We start from the raw sequence: 20,469 nt of genomic DNA, 5'->3' as shown, positions 1-20,469 counted from the left end.
CCGCCTGGCACCTGTCGCGCCGTTTAAAGCGTGGCGCCCGCGTCGCCCGCGTCCGGCTTCAACCATGCCTGGACCTGTTCGCTGGTCCAGACCGGGTCGTCGTGCGGCAGATCATGGCCGGCCCATGGGTGCTCGCGATGCGTGGCGCCCCAGGCGGCCGCGAGCTTCGCCGAACACACGGGGTTCACCAGTTTGTCCGCGCGTGATGACAGGATCAATACAGGGCACGCCGGCTTCACGGCCGCTGCGCGAAAGCGCGCCGCCGCCCACAGTTGCCGCCAGGCATTGCCGCGGCTCACCGGCGCACTGCGACGAATCTCACCCCATGCGTCGAGATCGGCGCCGAGCGTCTGCACGTTGTTGCATGTCAGCCGATGGATGCCGCTTTCCGCGCGCGGCGCGTCGCGCCAATGCGCCGCAACCCCGAGCAAGTCTGGCCATGCCGATGGGCGCAGTCGTTCCGCCATGCGGCTGAACGGCCGCATGCTGGTATTGATCAGCACGAGCCGCTCGATGTCGCCGGGATGCCGCTGCGCCCAATCGGTCGCCACCATGCCGCCGAGCGACATCGCCAGCAAGCGATACGGGCCGGCCACGCCGCTTTGCAAAGCAGCAATCCGCACAAAGCCCACCATATCCGCCACAGCCGCCGGCGCGCGCAGGTTCGCGAACTCGCCGTTACCCGGCAGATCGAGCAGCAGCAGGCGCTCAGCGTTACCGCCGCCTGCCGCGTCACGCAGCGCATCCGGCAAGCGACCCCAGTGGCGCGTTTCGCGCGTCAGTCCGCGCAACAGAATCCACGTGCTCATGCGCGTTCCGTTTGATACCAATGATCGATTGCGCTTTGCAGCAGTTGCTCGCGACGATTGCCTTGCGGCAGCCAACGCTGCGACGAGAACGCCGCACGCGCCAGAAAGTCGAGCAGATTTGCGTGACGCCGCAACACGCGCTCGGTGCGATGCGCTTTCACCGGATTGAACATGCCCTGACGTGAAAACAGCTGCCGCGGGTTCTTCTTGATCCACAGCCACGAGCCGAGTTCGAGCGTCATGGGCAGGAATACGTTGGCGGCCGGCGCGCGGTCGTACGCCCAGTCCCATAGATCGCCATGCAACAGATATTGATGGCTCTGCGGTTCGAACGCGTAGCCGTGATGCGGATGCGCGCGCTCGAACATGGTTTTCAGCACGTACATTTCCGGCAGATGCGGCATCAGCTTGCGGGTGCGCGCATAGGGGAACCAGATGCTGTCGCTCCAGCCGTACCCGGAATGGCAATCGAGCGCGATACTCAGGGGCCGCGCGGCCAGTTCGGTTTCGACCACATTCAGGAGCGCAGCGGCTTCCGGTTCCATCGGCGCGCCGCGCTCGCCGCGATACCACGGCAGCCACGCGCCCACGCGCTGCCCGCCCGCCAGCAGCGGCACGCGCTCGTCGGCATCTTGCGGCGCGTTGCGCATCAGATCGACGCCGTTGGGATTGGCGCGCGTGGATGCCCACATGCCGCCCGGATTGACGATCGGCATAAAGATCAGACGAATCGACTGCAACTGCCGCACCAGCAGTTCGTCCCATTCGAGCCGCGCCAGCAAAGCGCGCATGTAGTCGAGCACGAGCTGCGAACCGATCCGCTCGAGCCCGTGAATGCCGCCGAAAAAGCCGATGGCCGGTGCGTGCGGGTCGGTCGATCCGATACTCGCGGTGTACACGGCGAATTGCCGGCCGCGCACTGCCGTCTCGCAGACGGTCCGGATCTCGAAGCTGGCGCTGCCCTGCTCGAGGATCGCCCTGAGATCTTCGTACTCCGCAAAACTGTCGGGAAGGAAGCTCAAAGGCTGCATGACGACGCCGAAGGGAACTGCAAGGTTATTGGGGACGGCACACCGGAATGACGCAATATAGCCTGGCTGCATGCAATCATGCGCGGCCAACTGACGCTCATGCGAATCGTGTCATACGGGTGTCATTTTTCGTTCGACAGTCGGCAGAGCGTCTGCTGCTGCACGTCGATAGTCAATGGATCGAGTCGCCCAGAGCAACCGCCTCTTAAGCTCTCACAGAACCAGACATGAACCTCTCGATTCATCCTGCTCCTGCCGGTCGGCATCGACTTCACGTCCACGTCGGTAACAAGGCGGGCTCACGAGTACGAAGACCCGCTAGTCACTCGGACCTTTCCCCTGGCATCGGCCCGACAGGTTCGACGGAGTTCTCCCCACCTTGTAGCCTCGAGGCTCACTGCCAGGGCTCTTTACCTCACAGCTCGAGGTGTTTTGTGAGCTGCGCCTGCACGCCGATCACGAGAGGCCTGGCTTCATCTCCGATCAACTGAATACCTTGATCACACTTTCATTCTATATGTGCAGGAATCCTACTATCACCGTCGAAGAAGGACGACGCCGTTAGACGCGCCTTGAATTGCTGGTGGACACGATGAAGCGTTGTCAGCAGGAACTCGAATGCGCCTGCAACTTGTCCCAGATGATCGCACTCGATGCGAAGGGCGTTGCGAGCTGTATTACGGCAAGCCAGGCGGCCAACCTGCTTGCAGAGGCATCGCAGTGAGCGAAAGAGCCCGTAGCCAAATCCCCCGCGTCATCGGTCAATTTCAAACAGGCAGAACATGTGGGCTTACCTACTGAATATGTCCGTATGTTTTGTGAGTATCCGCATGCTTACGTTCGGGGAGCTTGAACTGGCAAGGGTAACCTGGTTGTTACTCGCGTTGTACGCCAGAAAGCTACTCTTGAGATAATCGTTCTCCAACATTTCAGAATTACCCTTCCACTTCCAGCGCTGACTCAAGCTCGCATCGCACGATCTAAATAATCGCAAGTCGTTACCGTCCAGACATTTTCCGGTATCTCTCGCGCTCACATATCGACCGTACTGATCGTAAATGAACGACTGCGCGTGACTTTTTAGATCGCAGGTTTCCACAGTCACCCGGCCCTCCTGACCAAATGCGATGCAGGCATTATTTTGCCCGCCCAATTGAAGATTGACAGGGCGCCCGCCAGTAAAAACCGGGTGATTCCAGTTCACGTCAAAGTATGAAAATTCCGAGATTCTTCGATATTTTTGCCAGCCATCCTGTCCCTGGTATGATTTGTGAGAACCAACCAGATAATAATGCTTATAGACCCCATCGTAAATTGCCCACAACAAAACTGATGATTGCATGGAGAATGTTGTCACTCCTTTTGCATCAGGCGGCGCCTTGAAAATCACATCAAAATTCGGCGTAAATCCCCTGTACCCAATCGGACTAATTCGCGTTCTATCAATTGGGTAAAACGTATCCCATATCGGACTGGTTTTTACGTTCAATAGTGAATCGGCAGTGGGGTATTGCTGTCGCTCCCACACAAATGAAACCTGTTTTTCATTGGGCGACGACCGCACGACGCGATAATCCTCTGTGTGATAAGTCAACCATCGATCCTGTTTATATGAAAATCTGGGTTCCAATTTTGCTTTCGGGCCATCCTTGTTCACTTCAATCCCGCCAGTAACACCAATTTCGAAGCCAGAAATATCCCTGTTCTCATATTTTACATTCAGGTTTGAAGCTGGATACGTTTTCAGAATGGATGTGGATTGGCCATTTTTTGCCGCACCGTCAATCGCCTTGAGCGTAAAAGTGTAATCTTTTGCAATCGCATCCGTTGAATGACCGGCCTCCCATCCATCCATGACCGCATAGTTTGCGGTGCTTCTCCTCCAGGTCAGGTCCCGATCGTTCAGCTGAATTCCCGCCCCCGTCGATTGATCATCCAGCGAGATCCGGACCAATTTTGCATCTGGCGTTGAAGATCCTCCTGATCCGAATACAAGCGAGCGGATTAAATTTACACGATAGACAAGCGATATATTGGCATTTTTACAAAAACTCCGGCTACCGTGCTTCCAAAATATCGAGTTCGGAAACGTACATTCTTTATCGCTAATCCGGCGATTGACATCCACATAAAATGATACGTGAGGAAGCGTCGGTTGATTCGCAATCGGCGCAGTGGTCAAGTTCCGCTTGTTCCTTGGTGGCATCGCCTGTTTTTCACTGCGATTGACTGCGACTTCCAAGGCAGGGTCATCCAGGCTGCGGAGCGGGGTATAAATGAGCTCATTTTTGTACTGACCAATAAATAACCAGTTATCAGGAAAACTAACCCCCAGGGCCTGTTCGAGAGCCTGCCTCGCTTCTTTCTTTCGTGACGCACTCAACCTGCTGAAATCAATAAAATATCGGCGTCCTTCATCAAAAATCATTCCCCTGATTTTCGACAATTCCTTGATATCATCAAGATTTGACTCACCAATGTAATAGATGCCATTCAATTTCAGCGAATCAAATTTATTGAACACGGCCGCGACCGGGGATACCTTTATATCCATGCTCCCGGCCTTGGCCGTCGAGATGGCGAGTCCGCACATCAATAGTAGAGACCCTACCAATCTGATAATTTTCGCTTCTTTCACTTTTAATCCTGAAATATAGACGGAACCCACGTCTCAATTTTTGCCGACTGGAAATCATGGTTGACCCTGTACGGATTACCCGAGCAAACTAACGCGATCAAACGGTATTTCTTTGATTTAAAATCCCACGCTTAATAGAACCACTGACTTCTGGCACGGCGACTTTGTCCGGATAAAACGTGTAAGTATTCGGTAGCGATGCATTTCTACATTTCATTAACGCATAGTTAGCCAACGTGAAGTTTTTTGAAAGCGCTAAAGTGCCGCAGGTTTCAGATCTACCGCCATCATTCGCACGACATCCCACACCAGATCGACAAGTCACGTCGCACGCTTCGCGACGCACGGATTAGCATCGCCAGAGTTCGGACTGCAGGTTTGCCAGAGTTGGCAAGATCGCAGCATGTCATACGGGTGTCATTTTTCATTCCAGCGAATGACTTCGATCTGTCTTTCCGGTGCCGCAAAAAAGACAAAAGAAGATATAGTCGTCTAGACGTTGCGATGCCTTCACTCAACCGTCACAGACGCTTCCTAGAATGTGCCCCACACATGCCGGCAATGGCCGGATGCATCAAGGGGTACTCATGGAAGCAATTCGTATCGAACGCCTGAGCAAGACGTTCAGCAATGGCCGCAAGGCACTGGACGAAATCGATCTGCGCGTTCAGCCCGGCGAAATGGTGGCGTTGATCGGCGCATCGGGTTCGGGCAAGTCGACGTTGCTGCGTCATATCGCGGGCTTCACCGCCTCTGATGCGCAGCCGTCGCAGATTGAAATTCTCGGCCGGCCGATTCAGCAGAACGGCCGCATCGTGCGCGAAGTGCGCCGCATTCGCCGCGATATCGGTTTCGTGTTCCAGCAATTCAATCTGGTGAACCGTCTCACGGTTGAAAGCAATGTGCTGATCGGCGCGCTCGCGCGCCTGCCGCTGTGGCGCCGCCTGAGCGGGCGGTTTCCAAGTGCCGAGCGGGCGCTGTCGATGGCCGCGCTCACCGAAGTCGGCATCGCCGAACATGCGCGTGAGCGCGCCGCCAATCTCTCCGGCGGCCAGCAGCAGCGCGCGGCACTGGCGCGTGCATTGGTGCAACGCGCGCGCATCGTGCTCGCCGACGAACCGATCGCCTCGCTCGACCCCGAATCGTCGCGCCGCGTGATGGACATGCTGCGCACGCTCAATATCGAGCATCAACTGACGGTGCTGGTGTCCCTGCATCAGGTCGACATCGCCATGCAGTATTGCCCGCGAACGGTGGCGTTGCGGCGCGGCAAGGTGGTCTACGACGGCCCCTCCGCCGCGCTCACGCCGGCGCTGCTGAAGAAACTTTACGGCGACGATGTCCGCGAACTGCTCGACGACTCGCTCAGCAATGAAGCCGACCTTGCGCCCAACGGCCCTGCCGGAGCCGAAAACGGCGCGCCTGTGCAGGACGTCGCGCTGCCCTCTTCGACGCGTTACGCGTTCGCCCTCAATCCAGCGCACTCAAGCTGAGCGCGCCTAGCCCTTCTGCTCACTCAACCGGATCTTTACCGATGAAATTCCTGCGTTCATTGATCACGCTGACCGTCGGCGCCGCCGCATTCGCCTGCGTCGCCACCGCACAAGCTGAAGACATCAACCTCGGCATCATCTCGACCGATTCGTCCTCCGTGCTGAAACAGCGTTGGGAACCGCTGATCGCCGACATGAACAAGCAAACTGGCCTGAACGTCAAAGCATTCTTCGCAACCGACTACGCCGGCATCATCGAAGGGATGCGTTTTAACAAGGTCCAGGTCGGCTATTTTGGCAATGCCTCGGCGATCGAAGCCGTAGACCGCTCGCAAGGCGAAGTGTTCGCCAAGATCCTGTATGCGAACGGCGAAGCCGGCTATAACTCGGTGCTGCTCACCAACGTGAACAGCCGCTTCAAAACGCTCGACGACGTGTTCAGGAATACCAAGGAAGTCACGCTCGGTTTCGGCGATCCGAACTCCACGTCGGGCACGCTGATCCCCGGCTATTACCTGTTCGCCAAACACAATGCGCCGGTGAATACTTCGTTCAAAGCCGTGCTGCCTTCGAGCCACGAAGCGAATCTGCTCGCTGTGGTGAACAACAAGATCGACATCGCGACCTGTAACACCGACCTGCTCAATACGCTCAAGACGCAGCATCCGGACAAGTTCGCGCAAGTGCGCGTGCTGTGGACTTCGCCGCTGATTCCGTCGGACCCGCTGGTGTGGCGCAAGGACTTGCCGCAGGCGACCAAGGACAAGTTGCGCAACTTCTTCGTGAACTACGCGAAGACCGATCCGCATGAAAAAGCCGTGATGGCGGCGATTACCGGCTATAGCGGCTTCGCGGCATCGTCGGATGCGCAGTTGCTGCCGATTCGCCAGGTCGTCCTGTTCCAGCAGAAGCAGAAGATCGAGAGCGACACGCATCTCTCCGATGACGAGCGCAAGACCCAGTTGGCCGCGCTCGATGCGAAGCTCGGCGCGCTCAACACCACGCAATCGAAGCAATGAACACAGCTGATCTGATCACCCCGCCTGCCCGCGCGAGCGAAACGCTCGCCGCGCAGGCGGCGCGGCAAGCGGCAGTGGGCGCGGGCAAACGCAGCTGGTTGTCGCTCGTGGGCTGGATCGCGGTGCTCGCTGTATTAGGCGGAGCATGGCATGGCGCGGACATGCGCCCGCTCGACCTCATCAGCGACTCGGGCAACATGGGCCAGTTCGCCAAGGACTTCTTCCCGCCCGACTTCACCGAATGGCGCACCTACCTGCACGAGATGTATGTGACGCTCTCGGTGGCGGTGTGGGGCACGGCGCTCTCGCTGGTGTGCGCGGTGCCATGCGGGCTGATGTCCGCGCACAACATGGCGCCGATGTGGGTCGTACAACCGATGCGCCGGATGATGGACGCGTGCCGCGCGATCAATGAAATGGTGTTCGCGATGCTGTTCATCGTCGCAGTCGGCCTGGGTCCGTTCGCCGGCGTGCTGGCCTTGTGGGTGCACACCACCGGCGTGCTCGCCAAGCTGTTCGCCGAAGCCGTGGAGGCAATCGATCCGCGTCCGGCCGAGGGCGTGCGCGCAACCGGTGCAACCAGTCTCGACGAAATCATCTACGGCGTGCTGCCGCAGGTGCTGCCGTTGTGGATCTCGTACGCGTTGTATCGCTTCGAATCGAACGTGCGCTCGGCGATGGTGGTCGGCATGGTCGGCGCGGGCGGGATCGGCGTGGTGCTGTACGAAGCGATCCGCTCGTTCAACTACGCGCAGACGGCCGCGGTGATGATCATGGTGATCGTGGTCGTGACGGTGATCGATCTGGCTTCCGCGCGGCTGCGCGAACGCGTGACCTGAGCCTTGGTTCCTGTAGTTCGGTCGTTGGCGACATGCAGCCTCGCCAACGACCGCGCGGGGCTTGCGTTACGCCATGCGTATGTGTGCCTTGCAGCGTTTTTTGCGGCGTCGTTTCGACGCCACAAATCGCCGCTTTCCTGCACATAAAGCCCCTTCTTTTTACTCGTCCAATCCTCCATTCCCGCGTTCTGCTGGAATAATCACGTGCTTGCGGCCGCCACCCAGGCCTTCTTTTCCCCCTTTCTGATCTTCGATGGAACCCTTTGTCGTCTTGCTGGTGTTGCTGTCGGCCCTATTGCACGCCACCTGGAACGCGTTTTTGCATCTCTCCGAAGATCGAGTGTGGCTGCTCGGCATGATGGCGATTCCGTATATCGCCGTCAGCGCGGTCGGCGTGGTCGTCCTGCCCCTGCCCGCACCGGCGGCATGGCCCTACGTTCTTGCGTCGGTGGTGCTCGAATTCGGCTACCTGCTGGCGCTAATTCGCGCGTATAAGAGCGGCGACTTCGGGCAGATCTATCCGATCGCGCGCGGCCTTTCGCCAATGCTCGTGTTCGTCGGCGCGCTGGTGTTCGCGCACGAAGCCCTCAAACCGCTGGCGGCGGCCGGCGTGGCGCTGGTGTCGATCGGCATTGTCTCGCTGGCATTCCGGCGCGGCATGCGCTTTTCCGGTGAAAGCGTGCCGTTCGCGCTGCTCACCGGCTTCTTCATTTCGACGTATTCGGTGGTCGACGGAATCGGCGCACGTGTGGCGGGCAACGGCCTGAGCTACATCATGTGGGTCTATCTGATCTGGAACATCCCGCAGTTTCTGCTTGCCTGGCACTGGCGCGGCGGCGCCAGGGGTCTGTTCATCGGCCGCGCGGTGGTGCTCAAGGGTATGATGGCCGGCGCGCTTGCGTTGACCGCGTACTGCCTGATCATCGAGGCGTACCGCTATCTGCCAATTGCGATGGTCTCCGCGCTGCGCGAATTGAGTTCGATTTTCGCGGTGCTGATCGGCTGGCTGTTCATGCGCGAGAAACTGACCACGCGACGCATCATTGCGTGCGCGCTAGTCACGTTAGGCGCAGTGTTGATCCGGATTTGACGCTGCAGTGCAGGGCACGTCTGCGGCTCGTTTCGTTCATTGTGATTTCGATATTTCGATCTAAAATATTGAAATAGAGAGGGAGGCGTACGATGAACACGTCCATGCACCCCACGCCGCTGCCCTCAGAGCAGGATGCCAGGCTCGCCCGAACTTGTAGTCGAAACCTGTCAGTCGTACTTTCAAGCCATGCCGAAACGCAACAGTTCCACTTCACGAACGACCAGGGCGAAACGCTTAGCGTGGAGCTGCCCACGTCGGTCGTGCGTCTCATGGTCGACATTCTCATGCAGATCGGCCAGGGCAACGCCATATCGATCATCCCCATTCATGCCGAGCTGACCACGCAGGAAGCTGCCGACCTGCTTAATATTTCGCGACCGCACTTCGTACAGCTACTTGAAAGGAAGGAGATTCCGTTCCGGAAAGTGAATACGCATCGGCGCGTGCGATACGACGACGTGATGGCGTATAAGGATCGCGTGGACGCGGCGCGTGACAAAACGCTCAACGAATTCAAGACGTTGTCACATGCAATGGGATTGGAATAATCGGCGCCGTCGCATTTCCCGGCGGTCTATGGCCCTTGCGTTCCGTACTCCCAATCATTGTGTAAACTTTCGATGCGGCTGGCGCTCGATGCCCTCGCTTTGAGGACATGCAATTGCGAGGATCACGCGAACTGCACGAGCGTCTCGTCGATGGCGTCGGCGAGTGTATTGAAGGCCGGCGCAATCTCCTCGTCGGGCACGCACGCATAGCCGATCAACAAACCCGACGGCGCCTGCGACGGCTCCGCGTAATAGCCCGACAAGGGCCGCACGACGATATTGCGCTCCAGCGCCGCCATCGCCACGGCGCGGTCATCGCTGCCTGCGGGCAACTGCATCACCAGATGCAGACCGGCATCGCCGCCCACGGCCGGCAACGCATCGCCATATCGCTGCGCTGCGGCATCGAGCAGCGTTTGCCGCCGTTGGCCGTAAAGCGTGCGCATCTTGCGGATATGCGAGGTGAAATGCCCTTCCGCAATGAACTCGGCCAGCATCGCCTGTTGCAGCAATTGGCCCTCACGATATAGTTCGGCGCTCGCGGTCGCAAAGCTCTCGGCAAGCGCCTCGGGCACGACCAGGTAGCCGATGCGCAACCCGGGAAACAGCGTCTTGCCGAAGCTGCCCACGTAAATCACCTGCCCCGACGTATCCAGACCTTGCAGCGACGCCAGCGGCCGGCTGCCGTAGCGGTATTCGCTGTCGTAGTCGTCCTCGATGATCCAGCACTGGTTCTGGCGCGCGTATTCGAGCAGCATGCGGCGCCGCGCGAGGCTCATCACCATGCCGAGCGGATATTGATGCGACGGCGTGACGAGCATCAGCTTCGGCGGCTGCGCGAGATCGTCGGCGGAAGGATTGATGCCTTCTTCGTCGACGGCGATCGGCCGCGATTGCAGACCCGAGACATGCAACACGCTGCGCACGCCCCAGTAGCACGGGTCTTCGGTCCAGATCAGGTCGCCCGGATCGGACAGCAGGCGCACGGCCAGATCGACGGACTGGTGAATCCCGGTCGTGATGATGATCTGCTCGGGCGTGCAGCGCACCGAGCGCGAGGTACGCAGATAGTCGGCCAGCGCGTGCCGCAGCGAGGCCAGACCGCCGCCCGGCGCGTAGGTCAGCAGGTCCGGACGCAGCCGGCGCCAATACTTGTTATGCAGACGGCTCCACACGCGCGCCGGAAACTTCGTGACGTCCGGCACACCCGGCATGAACGCGCCCCATTGACGCTTCGACACGCCCGCGCCGGCGATCAGCCGCGCGCCGCGCGTGGAGAGCGCGCGCCTGGCCTGCAGCGGCAGGGGTTCGGGCCGCGCCTGCGGCGCCTCGGCATCTGGCACGCCGACGATTTCGTCCGGCGCGCTATCGGCGACGAAAGTGCCGCGGCCCGTCGCCGAACTGACGTAACCTTCCAGAACCAGCTGCTCGTACACCTGCGTCACCGTGTTGCGCCCGATCCCGAGTTCCTGCGCCAGCAACCGCGAGGACGGCACTTTGCTGCCCGGCGGCAATTCGCGCGACAGGATCGCCTGCTGCAACAGGCGGTGCAGTTGCCGGTAGATCGGCTGGCCGTTGCCACGATCGAGGCGCTGCGCCAGCCAGTCGGACAAAACGCTCGCGCGCATGATTGGCTCCTACATTTTTATTGAAATGGCTCTGAAGTTAAGAGCCAAATCTCATTATAGTCGCTGCATGTGCTGCGCTGTGCGCGCGGCGTCCGCAAAACTGAGGAGCGAAGGAGATGACGATGAAGAATGCAGAACTGAAGAGCCGCAAGGATGCCGCCACGCCGCGCGGCGTTGGGGTGATGTGCGATTTCTACGCTGCGCGCGCTGAGAACGCCGAATTGTGGGACGTCGAAGGCCGCCGTTTCATCGACTTCGCGGCCGGCATTGCGGTGTGCAACACGGGCCATCGTCATCCGAAGATTCTGGCTGCGATCCGCGACCAGCTCGATCATTTCACGCACACCGCGTATCAGATCGTGCCGTACGCGTCGTATGTCGAGCTGGCTGAAAAAATCAATGCGCGCGCCCCGGGCGACTATCCGAAGAAGACCGCCTTCTTCACGACGGGTGCCGAAGCCGTCGAAAACGCGATCAAGATTGCGCGCGCCGCGACTGGCCGCCCGGGCGTGATTGCCTTTACCGGCGGTTTCCATGGCCGCACGTTGATGGGCATGGCGCTGACTGGCAAGGTTGCGCCGTACAAGATTGGCTTTGGGCCATTCCCGTCCGACGTCTTCCATGCCCCGTTCCCGAACCCGCTGCATGGCGTGACGACGGCCGATTCGCTGAAGGCGATCGAGTACCTGTTCAAGGCCGACATCGATCCGAAGCGTGTGGCCGCGATTATTTTCGAGCCGGTGCAGGGCGAAGGCGGTTTTTATCCGGCGCCGGCCGAGTTTGTGCGGGCGCTGCGCAAGCTGTGCAATGAGCATGGCATTTTGCTGATTGCCGATGAAGTGCAGACCGGTTTTGCGCGCACCGGCAAGTTGTTTGCGATGCACCACTACGATGTCGTGCCTGATCTGATGACGATGGCCAAGAGCCTGGCCGGCGGCATGCCGTTGTCGGGTGTAGTTGGGCGTGCTGACGTAATGGACGCCGCGGCGCCTGGCGGCCTGGGGGGGACTTATGCGGGTAACCCGCTGGCTGTCGCTTCCGCGCATGCTGTGCTCGATATCATCGATGAAGAGAAGCTCTGCGAGCGGGCTACTGTGTTGGGGGACCGGATCAAGGCGAAGCTGATCGCACTTCAGAGCGAAGTTCCGCAGATTGCGGATGTGCGTGGGCCGGGGGCCATGGTGGCGGTTGAGTTCTGCAAGGCAGGGGGTACCGAGCCGGATGCGGAGTTCACCAAGCGGGTGCAGGCGCGTGCGCTGGAGCGGGGTTTGTTGTTGCTGGTTTGTGGTGTTTATTCGAATGTAGTCAGGTTTCTGTTTCCTCTTACTATTCAGGATTCTATCTTCGATGAGGCTCTCGCCATTATTGAAGATGTGATTAAGGATGCTGTTGCTGTAGCGGTTTAAGGTTTTTTTGCCCACGCGGAGCTGTTTGTTGTGCCTGCGGCGCTGGCCTTGTTCTGGCTTTCTTGGGCGTTTCTTTTCTTATTGGTTTATTAGCGTTCCCCCTGTGCGGGGGGGCACCTACTTTTCTTTGCCTGCCGCAAAGAAAAGTAGGCAAAAGAAAGCGGCTCAAACCGCCAACTCTTAAGTGGGGTCCCTGGCTTGGAGGGGATCGTGGTCCGATTAACGGATCACATCTCGGTCCATAAGCGCCCGTGACACAGCCGTCATTCGCTCCCACTCCGCACTGCGTGCGTCGCGGATGGGTCCACCGGGGAAACCAGGTGCTTCGTTTGCGCGCGGTGGGGGCCATCGGCTTCGCCTCGGCGGGAAGCCGAACGATGCTGATGCAATCCGCGGCGCTTTGCCCACCGCGAGCGCAAAAAGAACGAAGTGGTTTGACGAAGTACCGCCTCGGCGCGCGCAGCGCCGCCGGAGGTATGACGGCCTGGTCACTCACGCGAGAAGGTGCGCAGGCCCAATCTCTACGGAGCCACGACACCCTCCAAGCCAGGGGAGCCGCTTAAAAATTAGCGGTTGGAGCCGCTTTCTTTTGCCTACTTTTCTTTGCGGCGGCAAAGAAAAGTAGGTGCCCCCCGCACAGGGGGAACACTAATAGACCAATAAGAATAGAAACACCCAAAAAGCCAGAACAAGGAAACACCAACGCCGCAGGCACAAGAAAAACGCCGCCGCCAAAGGCAAAAAAAGAAATCACGAATCAGAACCATAACCCCTTGCGGAGCAAAAACCCCAAATGCCAAACCTAATCCTAAAAGACCCCACTCTCCTAAAATCAAAAGCCTACATAGCAGGCGAATGGCAAACCGCCGACGACACCTCGACCTTCGAGGTCAAGAATCCCGCTACAGGCGAAACCATCACCACAGTGCCCCGCATGGGCACAACAGAAACCCGCCGTGCGATCGACATGGCAAACGCCGCCTGGCCAGCATGGCGAGCCACCACCGCCAAGCACCGCGCAGCGATATTAAGAAAATGGCATGACCTCATGCTGGAGCACGCCGACGACCTGGCAAAAATTCTCACTACGGAACAAGGCAAACCCCTCGCCGAAGCAAAAGGCGAAATCCAGTACGCCGCCTCATTCCTGGAATGGTTCGCCGAAGAAGGCAAACGCGTCAACGGTGACACCATTCCCACGCCGGCAGGCGACAAACGCATCGTCGTGACGAAAGAACCGATCGGCGTCTGCGCAGCCATCACGCCGTGGAATTTTCCGGCCGCCATGATCACCCGTAAGGTCGGCCCCGCCCTCGCCGCCGGTTGCCCGATCATCGTCAAACCGGCTGAAGCTACGCCGCTGTCCGCACTCGCCCTCGCCGTGCTGGCCGAACGCGCCGGCGTACCCCGCGGTGTGTTCAACGTCGTCACCGGTGAGCCGAAAGCCATCGGCGCGGAAATGACCGGCAACCCGATCGTGCGCAAACTGTCGTTCACCGGCTCCACCCCGGTCGGCCGTCTGCTCATGGCGCAGTGCGCGCCGACCGTCAAGAAAGTGTCGCTCGAACTCGGCGGCAACGCGCCCTTCATCGTCTTCGAAGACGCGGACCTGGATGCAGCAGTCGCGGGCGCCATCGCGTCGAAATACCGCAATAGCGGCCAGACCTGCGTCTGCACGAATCGCTTCTACGTGCACGATAAAGTCTATGACGCGTTCGCCGCGAAACTGCGCGACGCCGTCGAACAACTGAAGGTCGGCCGCGGGACCGATGACGGCGTCACGCAAGGTCCGCTGATCAACGAAGCCGCTGTGCTCAAGATCGAATCGCATATCGAAGACGCCCTCGCCAAAGGCGCACGCATCATCACCGGCGGCAAGCGTCACGCGCTCGGTCATGGCTTCTTCGAGCCGACCGTGCTCGCGGATGTCACGCCGGCCATGAAAGTCGCGCGCGATGAAACCTTCGGCCCGCTCGCGCCGCTGTTCCGCTTCTCCTCGGACGAAGAAGTCATTCGCCTCGCCAACGATACGGAATTCGGCCTCGCGTCGTACTTCTATAGCCGCGATATCGGCCGCGTCTGGCGCGTCGCGGAAGCGCTCGAATACGGCATGGTCGGCATCAACACCGGCCTGATCTCGAACGAAGTCGCGCCGTTCGGCGGCGTCAAGCAATCCGGCCTCGGCCGCGAAGGGTCGCATTACGGTATCGACGATTACGTCGTCATCAAGTACATGTGCGTCGGCGGGATCTGAAGCAAGCTGATGTAAAAACGGCCACGTCGAAGTTTTCGACGTGGCCGCTTTTTTTCGCCTCAGCTATGTATGATTGGTCGAGGCTTCGCCAGCTGAATAACCCACCTATATCAACGAAGGAGACCCATGCCCACACCGCACAACGCTTCGCTGCCCTGCTATCACGATGCCGTGCGCGCCGAATGGGTCGATTACAACGGTCATCTGCGCGACGCGTTCTATATGCTGATTTTCAGCTTCGCGACCGATGTATTGATCGATCAGATCGGCTTGCCCGATGCCATGCGTCGAGCGCGCAAGCGGTCGATCTATACGCTCGAAGCGCATCTCAACTATCTGCATGAGATCAAGGAAGGCGCGCAGGTGCGCGTCGATATGCGGGTGCTGGGGCATGACGGGAAGCGCCTGCATCTGTATCTCGAGATGTTTGCGGATGATGGAGACGAGCCGGTGGCGGCTGGCGAGCAGATGCTGCTGCATGTGGACACAGCGGGGCCACCGCGCAGCGCCCCGTTTGATGCGGATGTCGAAGCGCGGGTGCGGGACCTGGCGCAAGCGCATGCCGCGCTGCCGCCGGCCCGCTTTGCCGGGCGTGTGATTGGATTGCCCGCCAGGACGCCGCGCAATGGCGGCGAGCATGCTTGATCAAGAGAAAAGCCCCCCGTTCAATACGCCCCTCGCACCACATTACTCGGCGCGCCGCCGACAAAATTCTCAACGTTATCCATCAACTGATCCGCGAGACTTTGCTGCGCCTCGTCCGAAGCCCATGCCACATGCGGCGTCAGAATCACATTCGGCCGCCCGGCCGCGCGCATCAGCGGATTATCCGCAGCCGGCGGCTCGCCCGCGGTCACATCGAACCCGGCACCACTAATCAGGCCCTCATCGAGCGCCGTCACCAGCGCGCTTTCATCCACCAGGCCGCCTCGCGCCGTGTTGACGATCAACGGCTTACGCTTCATGGCGCGGAACTCGGGCATCGCTAACATATTGCGTGTCTGAGGCGTGAGAGGACTGTGCACCGTAATGATGTCGCTAGTGGCAAGCACTTCATCCCATGGCGTATAGAGCGGTCCAAGCCCATCCTTACCCTTATGCGCCGCAAACATCGGCGTCATGCCAAACGCCTTGCCGATTTCCGCCACGCGCTGCCCCAGCACCCCTTCGCCGACAATGCCCAGCCGTGCACCGGCCAGATCGTGAATTGCGTGCGTGAAGAAGCAGAATTGCCCGGACTTCTGCCACTCGCCGGCGAGCACGTCGTCGCGGTAGGCGATCAGATTGCGGCGCAACGCGAGAATCAGCGCAAAGGTATGCTCGGGCACGGTGTTGATCGCATAGCCGCGAATATTGCTCACCACGATGCCGAGCCGCTCGCATGCGGCTTTATCGACGCAATCCGTGCCGGTCGCGGCAACCGCCACGAACTTCAGATCCGGCAACTGCTCCAGGACCTCTTTTGTCAACGCCACCTTGTTGGTGATCGCAATCGATGCCCCATTGAGCCTTTGCAGCAATTGCTCCGGCGTGGTCCGATCGTGTTCGATCAGTTGATGTTCGAAACGTGGCTCGCGCAAGACGATCTGCGGCGCGAGTGTGGCGCGGTCGAGAAAAACGATTTTTTGCATGCTCATGTCTCCGGTGGATTACAGATGCCGCTTCGCTTCAGCGACAATATGCTGCGCCGTGATGCCGAAGTGCTCATACAAAGTCTCCGCGGAAGCGGAAGCACCAAAGCCGCTCATACCGACAAAGCCGCCCCGCTCGCCCAGGTACTTGTCCCAGCCGAAGCGCAGCGCCGCTTCCACGCCGACTCGCACCGTCCCTGCGCCAAGAACCGCTGCTCGATAAGCGTCGTCCTGTTCGTCGAAGACCTCCCAGCAGGGCATCGACACCACCGCGGTCGCGACGCCTTCGTCCTGCAACTGGCTGCGCGCCTGCAACGCCAACGCAACTTCAGAGCCGGTCGCCAGCAAGGTCACGACACGTGGTCCGCCTTCGGCCTCCGCGAGCACATACGCGCCACGGCTCGACAGCGACTCGGCGCTATGCGTGCGGCGCATCAGCGGCAATGCCTGGCGCGCGAACACCAGCGTGCTCGGCCCGCTTCGATGCTCGAGCGCGAGCGCCCAGCACTCGGCGGCTTCCACCGCGTCGGCGGGACGCAGCACCCGCATGTTCGGCATCGCGCGCAGCGAGGCGAGTATCTCGACAGGCTGATGCGTCGGCCCGTTCTTGCCGACGCCGATCGAGTCGTGGCTGAATACGTAATGCACCGGCAAGCCCATTAGCGCTGCCATGCGCATGGCCGGGCGCTGATAATCGGAGAACGCGAGGTAGGTGACGCTAGTCGCGACGACGCCGCCGTGCGCGGCCATGCCGTTGGCCATCGCGCCCATCAGATGTTCACGCACGCCGCAGTGGACGTACGCGCCGCTGCGGTCGTGAGCGGTGAAAGCGTGCAACTGGCGCTTGTGGCCCGTGGGCGCTTCCAGATCGGCGCAACCGACCATACGCTCCGGCAGCAGCGGCGCGAACAGGTCGCTGATCTCGCCCGACACGGTGATGCCAGGCTGAGGCTCGTCGCGTTCCACCGCGCGCTTGCGGTAATCGTCGAGCACGTCGCGCCAGCCTTGCGGCAACTGACCCGCCTGAATCCGCTCGAACTCGGCGCGTTGCGCGTCCGGCAAGGCAGCGAGGCGCGCCTGCCATGCGAGGTATTTCTCACTGCTGCGGCGGCCCGCTTCACGCCACGCACTCAGGATTTCCGTGGGCATCTCGAACGGCGCATGCGGCCAGCCGAGCAGTTCGCGCGCGGCGTCGGCATCGGCCTGGAACAGCTTGCCGCTGTGACCGCCGCGTTGACCCTGCAAACGTGCAATGCCACGGCCGATCACCGTCTTGCATGCGAGCATCGAAGGCCGTGGGTCCGCGCGCGCAATCGTCAGTGCCGCGGACACCGCGTCGAGATCGTGACCGTCGACTTCGACCACATGCCAACCCGCCACGCGAAACCGCGCGCACACGTCTTCGCTGATCGAGAGCGCGGTGCTGCCGTCGTCGGTGATCTGGTTGTCGTCCCAGCAAAGAATCAGCTTGCCCAACCGCAAATGCCCGGCGAGCGAAATCATCTCCTGGCCGATGCCCTCCTGGAGGCAGCCGTCACCGACAAAAGCATACGTATAGTGATCGACAAGATCGCTGCCGAATTTCGCCGCGAGATACGCTTCCGCGACGGCCATGCCGAACGCGTTGGCGATGCCCTGGCCGAGCGGCCCCGTGGTGGCTTCAATACCGTGCGATGGCTCGTACTCCGGATGTCCCGCGCAATGCGAGCCGAGTTCGCGGAACGTCTTGAGCGCGTCCAGGCCGATCGCCTCATAACCGGTCAGGTACAGCAGCGAATACAGCAGCAGCGAACCGTGGCCGTTGGACAGCACGAAGCGGTCGCGATCGGGCCAAGTCGGGGCGGCGGGATTGAACTTCAGATGCCGCGTGAACAGTGCAGTCGCGATTTCGGCCATGCCGAGCGGCACACCCTGGTGGCCTTCGCCGGCGCGCAGGATCGCATCGATCGAGAGGAAGCGGATCGCGTCGGCCAGCGGGAGCTGAAGCGGTGGCGATGCCTCCATCTGCGAAGGCGTGACTGGAACAGGCGAAACAGGCGAAGCAATCGGTGTGGCAAGCTGAGCTTCGGTGGTGGACATGGCAAAAGGCTCCTCTACGCCGCCCCGGCATGCAGGGCGGCGGCAAGCAAAACGGATCGGGACGAAACGAAACAGACTCGGCGGCGGAACATCGCACGAGGCTGCGCTACGAGCAGCGCAACCTCGCGCGTCAGAGCGTCAATGCAGGAAACCGGTCGAAATCCACGGCACCGCTGCGACGATGATCAACCCGACCATCAGCGCCGCGATATAGCCGAGGATCGGCTTCATGCCCTCGTCGGGATGAATGCGGCTCACGGCACACGCCGAGTAATAGCCGACACCGAACGGCGGTGCGAACAGCCCCACGCCCATCGAGAGAATCACTACCATCGCGTAGTGCACATCGTGAATGTGCATCGCCCGCGCGATCGGAAACATCAGCGGCCCGAACAGCACGATCGCCGGAATCCCTTCGAGCACGCTGCCGAGAATCACGAACACGCAGATGGAAGCCGCCATGAACATCGCCGCGCCGCCCGGCAAAGCGCCGAGGGTCTGCGCGAGCTGGCCGGAGAAGCCCGATTGTGTCAACGCCCACGCCATGCTGGTGGCCGCGCCGATGATCAACAGAATGGCGCCCGACAAAGTCGCGGTATCGATCAGCATCGGCTTCAGCCGCGTCCACTCGAAGCGGCGATAGATCAGCAGGCCGGCCAGCACCGCGTACGCAATGCCAATCGTCGACACCTCGGTAGCCGTCGCAATGCCTTCGACCACCGCCGCGCGAATCACGAACGGCAATGCCAGCGCCGGGAACGCAATGATCAGCTTGCGCAGAATCTCGCCACGTGTCGCGCGTTTCACACCCGACATATCCTCGCCCCGGTAGCGCCACTGCACGACGATGCACAGCGTGATCGCCAGCACGATCCCCGGCAGCATGCCGCCGGTGAAGAGCGCGGAGATCGATACCCCGGTTACCGAACCGAGCGTGATCAGCACCAGGCTCGGCGGAATCGTCTCCGTCTGCGCGCCGGTGGCGGCCAGCAGCGCCACGAGGTCGCCGGGCTTCGCGCCACGCGCTTTCATCTCCGGAAACAGCACCGGCGCGACCGCCGCCATGTCCGCGGCTTTCGAGCCCGAGATGCCCGACACCAGATACATCGCGCCGACCAGCACATACGACAGCCCACCGCGCACGTGACCCAGCAGACTCGCGAGGAACGCGATCATCGCCGCGGCCATGCCGGTCATCTCGATCAGCTGCCCGAGGAACACGAAGAGCGGCACGGACAGCAGGATCAGATGCGACATGCCCTCGTCCATCCGGCCGACCACCACCGGCATCGGCGTGTTGGTCGTCAGTGCGAGATAGCCGAAGGTGGCGAGTCCGAACGAAAACGCGATTGGCACACCGCTCAGCACGCCGAGCGCCACCAGTCCGACGAAGAAGATCAGCAGGTTGATATTGCCGAGGTCGCGCAGCAGCGGTCCCAACGCGATAAAGCCGACCACCAATATGCCGACCGTCGCGAGCGCGGCCAGCGTCAGGCGCCAGTTGCCCATGCGGGCGAGCCGCACCACGGCCACCAGCAGCATCAGCGCCGAGCCCACCGGCAGCGCGGCAGCCCGCCACGAGTTCGACAGTTCGAGCGCTGGCGTGGTGATAAACGATTCGTCCTGCGCGAAACTGATCGCCGGGCCGATCACCATCGCGAGGAACGCGATCGGCGCGGCGATCGCGACCACGTCGAGGAAGGCGCGCACGCCCGGCGGCGCCATCCCGACCAGCGCCGTCATGCGCATATGCTCGCCGCGCCGCAAGGCGATCACCGCGCCCAGCATCGCGAGCCACAGGAACAGCATCGACGCGAGCTCGTCGGACCAGACGAGCGGCTCGTGCAGCAGATAACGGCTCGTCACGCCGGCCAGCAGCACGAAGATTTCCGCAAGCACCAGCAAGGCGGCGGGAATCTCCACCAGATGCCCGAGCGCGGAATCGAGCGCACAGGCGAACCGATGCTGCCGCTCGTGCGAATAGGAGATCGAGGTCATCGC

16 protein-coding genes are annotated in these 20,469 nt (G+C 60.7%); 9 read left to right on the top strand and 7 right to left on the bottom strand.

Translation table 11 applies throughout. The annotated features are described in order from the left end of the window. Positions 1 to 23: 23 nt before the first annotated feature. The gene (locus tag PQR27_RS21845; protein WP_408525739.1) at positions 24 to 809 is read right to left on the bottom strand and encodes an alpha/beta fold hydrolase; all 786 of its coding nucleotides are present in this window, start codon (positions 807 to 809) and stop codon (positions 24 to 26) included. Next, on the bottom strand, positions 806 to 1,840 hold the full coding sequence (locus PQR27_RS21840; RefSeq protein ID WP_408525738.1) for a M14 family zinc carboxypeptidase: 1,035 nt from the start codon (positions 1,838 to 1,840) through the stop codon (positions 806 to 808). The genes PQR27_RS21845 and PQR27_RS21840 overlap by 4 nt, the downstream gene beginning before the upstream one ends. A gap of 592 nt (positions 1,841 to 2,432) precedes the next feature. Between PQR27_RS21840 and PQR27_RS21835 the strand changes: the two genes are divergently transcribed. Then, a complete protein-coding gene (locus tag PQR27_RS21835; RefSeq protein WP_408525737.1) occupies positions 2,433 to 2,564 on the top strand; it encodes a hypothetical protein in 132 nt (43 codons plus the stop codon). Between the two features lie 66 nt (positions 2,565 to 2,630). Here the strand turns inward: PQR27_RS21835 and PQR27_RS21830 are convergent, their stop codons facing one another. After that, a complete protein-coding gene (locus tag PQR27_RS21830) occupies positions 2,631 to 4,478 on the bottom strand; it encodes a leukocidin family pore-forming toxin (protein ID WP_408525736.1) in 1,848 nt (615 codons plus the stop codon). A 587-nt stretch (positions 4,479 to 5,065) separates the two neighbouring features. Here PQR27_RS21830 and phnC point away from each other — a divergent pair. The 5 genes from phnC to PQR27_RS21805 all read left to right on the top strand — a co-directional run bounded on the left by phnC (position 5,066) and on the right by PQR27_RS21805 (position 9,470). Continuing rightward, entirely contained in the window at positions 5,066 to 5,971 is a 906-nt protein-coding gene (gene phnC, locus PQR27_RS21825; protein WP_408525735.1) for a phosphonate ABC transporter ATP-binding protein, read from the top strand. A gap of 41 nt (positions 5,972 to 6,012) precedes the next feature. Further along, positions 6,013 to 6,990: a phosphonate ABC transporter substrate-binding protein gene (phnD, locus tag PQR27_RS21820; RefSeq protein WP_408525734.1), complete on the top strand. Its 978-nt coding sequence runs from the start codon at positions 6,013 to 6,015 to the stop codon at positions 6,988 to 6,990. Beyond that, positions 6,987 to 7,829 carry a phosphonate ABC transporter, permease protein PhnE gene (gene phnE, locus PQR27_RS21815; protein WP_408525733.1) on the top strand — a complete coding sequence of 281 codons (843 nt, stop codon included), beginning with the start codon at positions 6,987 to 6,989 and terminating at the stop codon, positions 7,827 to 7,829. The genes phnD and phnE overlap by 4 nt, the downstream gene beginning before the upstream one ends. A 253-nt stretch (positions 7,830 to 8,082) precedes the next feature. Next, positions 8,083 to 8,919: an EamA family transporter gene (locus PQR27_RS21810; RefSeq protein WP_408525732.1), complete on the top strand. Its 837-nt coding sequence runs from the start codon at positions 8,083 to 8,085 to the stop codon at positions 8,917 to 8,919. 92 nt (positions 8,920 to 9,011) lie between these two features. Further along, positions 9,012 to 9,470 carry a helix-turn-helix domain-containing protein gene (locus PQR27_RS21805; RefSeq protein WP_408525731.1) on the top strand — a complete coding sequence of 153 codons (459 nt, stop codon included), beginning with the start codon at positions 9,012 to 9,014 and terminating at the stop codon, positions 9,468 to 9,470. 122 nt (positions 9,471 to 9,592) lie between these two features. Here PQR27_RS21805 and pdxR read toward each other — a convergent pair whose 3' ends face one another. After that, positions 9,593 to 11,098, bottom strand: coding sequence for a MocR-like pyridoxine biosynthesis transcription factor PdxR (pdxR, locus tag PQR27_RS21800; RefSeq protein ID WP_408525730.1), 1,506 nt, complete (start codon positions 11,096 to 11,098; stop codon positions 9,593 to 9,595). 122 nt (positions 11,099 to 11,220) lie between these two features. Between pdxR and PQR27_RS21795 the strand changes: the two genes are divergently transcribed. The 3 genes from PQR27_RS21795 (at position 11,221) to PQR27_RS21785 (ending at position 15,403) form a co-directional block, all read left to right on the top strand. Further along, on the top strand, positions 11,221 to 12,504 hold the full coding sequence (locus PQR27_RS21795) for a 4-aminobutyrate--2-oxoglutarate transaminase (RefSeq protein WP_408525729.1): 1,284 nt from the start codon (positions 11,221 to 11,223) through the stop codon (positions 12,502 to 12,504). A 793-nt stretch (positions 12,505 to 13,297) separates the two neighbouring features. Beyond that, positions 13,298 to 14,758, top strand: coding sequence for an NAD-dependent succinate-semialdehyde dehydrogenase (locus PQR27_RS21790; protein ID WP_408525728.1), 1,461 nt, complete (start codon positions 13,298 to 13,300; stop codon positions 14,756 to 14,758). 126 nt (positions 14,759 to 14,884) lie between these two features. After that, on the top strand, positions 14,885 to 15,403 hold the full coding sequence (locus tag PQR27_RS21785; RefSeq protein WP_408525727.1) for a thioesterase family protein: 519 nt from the start codon (positions 14,885 to 14,887) through the stop codon (positions 15,401 to 15,403). Positions 15,404 to 15,423: 20 nt separating this feature from the next. Here the strand turns inward: PQR27_RS21785 and PQR27_RS21780 are convergent, their stop codons facing one another. The 3 genes from PQR27_RS21780 to PQR27_RS21770 form a co-directional block, all read right to left on the bottom strand. After that, positions 15,424 to 16,389 (bottom strand): D-2-hydroxyacid dehydrogenase, encoded by a 966-nt coding sequence (locus PQR27_RS21780; RefSeq protein WP_408525726.1) that lies wholly within the window; start codon positions 16,387 to 16,389, stop codon positions 15,424 to 15,426. Positions 16,390 to 16,407: 18 nt separating this feature from the next. Beyond that, a complete protein-coding gene (gene tkt, locus PQR27_RS21775; RefSeq protein WP_408528263.1) occupies positions 16,408 to 18,393 on the bottom strand; it encodes a transketolase in 1,986 nt (661 codons plus the stop codon). 213 nt (positions 18,394 to 18,606) lie between these two features. Then, complete coding sequence (locus PQR27_RS21770) at positions 18,607 to 20,466, bottom strand: TRAP transporter large permease (protein WP_408525725.1); 1,860 nt, start codon at positions 20,464 to 20,466, stop codon at positions 18,607 to 18,609. Positions 20,467 to 20,469: the final 3 nt, after the last annotated feature.

The organism is Paraburkholderia fungorum (assembly GCF_046027215.1).
GTDB classification, from domain to species: domain Bacteria; phylum Pseudomonadota; class Gammaproteobacteria; order Burkholderiales; family Burkholderiaceae; genus Paraburkholderia; species Paraburkholderia fungorum_D.
This window is presented reverse-complemented; position numbering and strand designations above follow the sequence as displayed.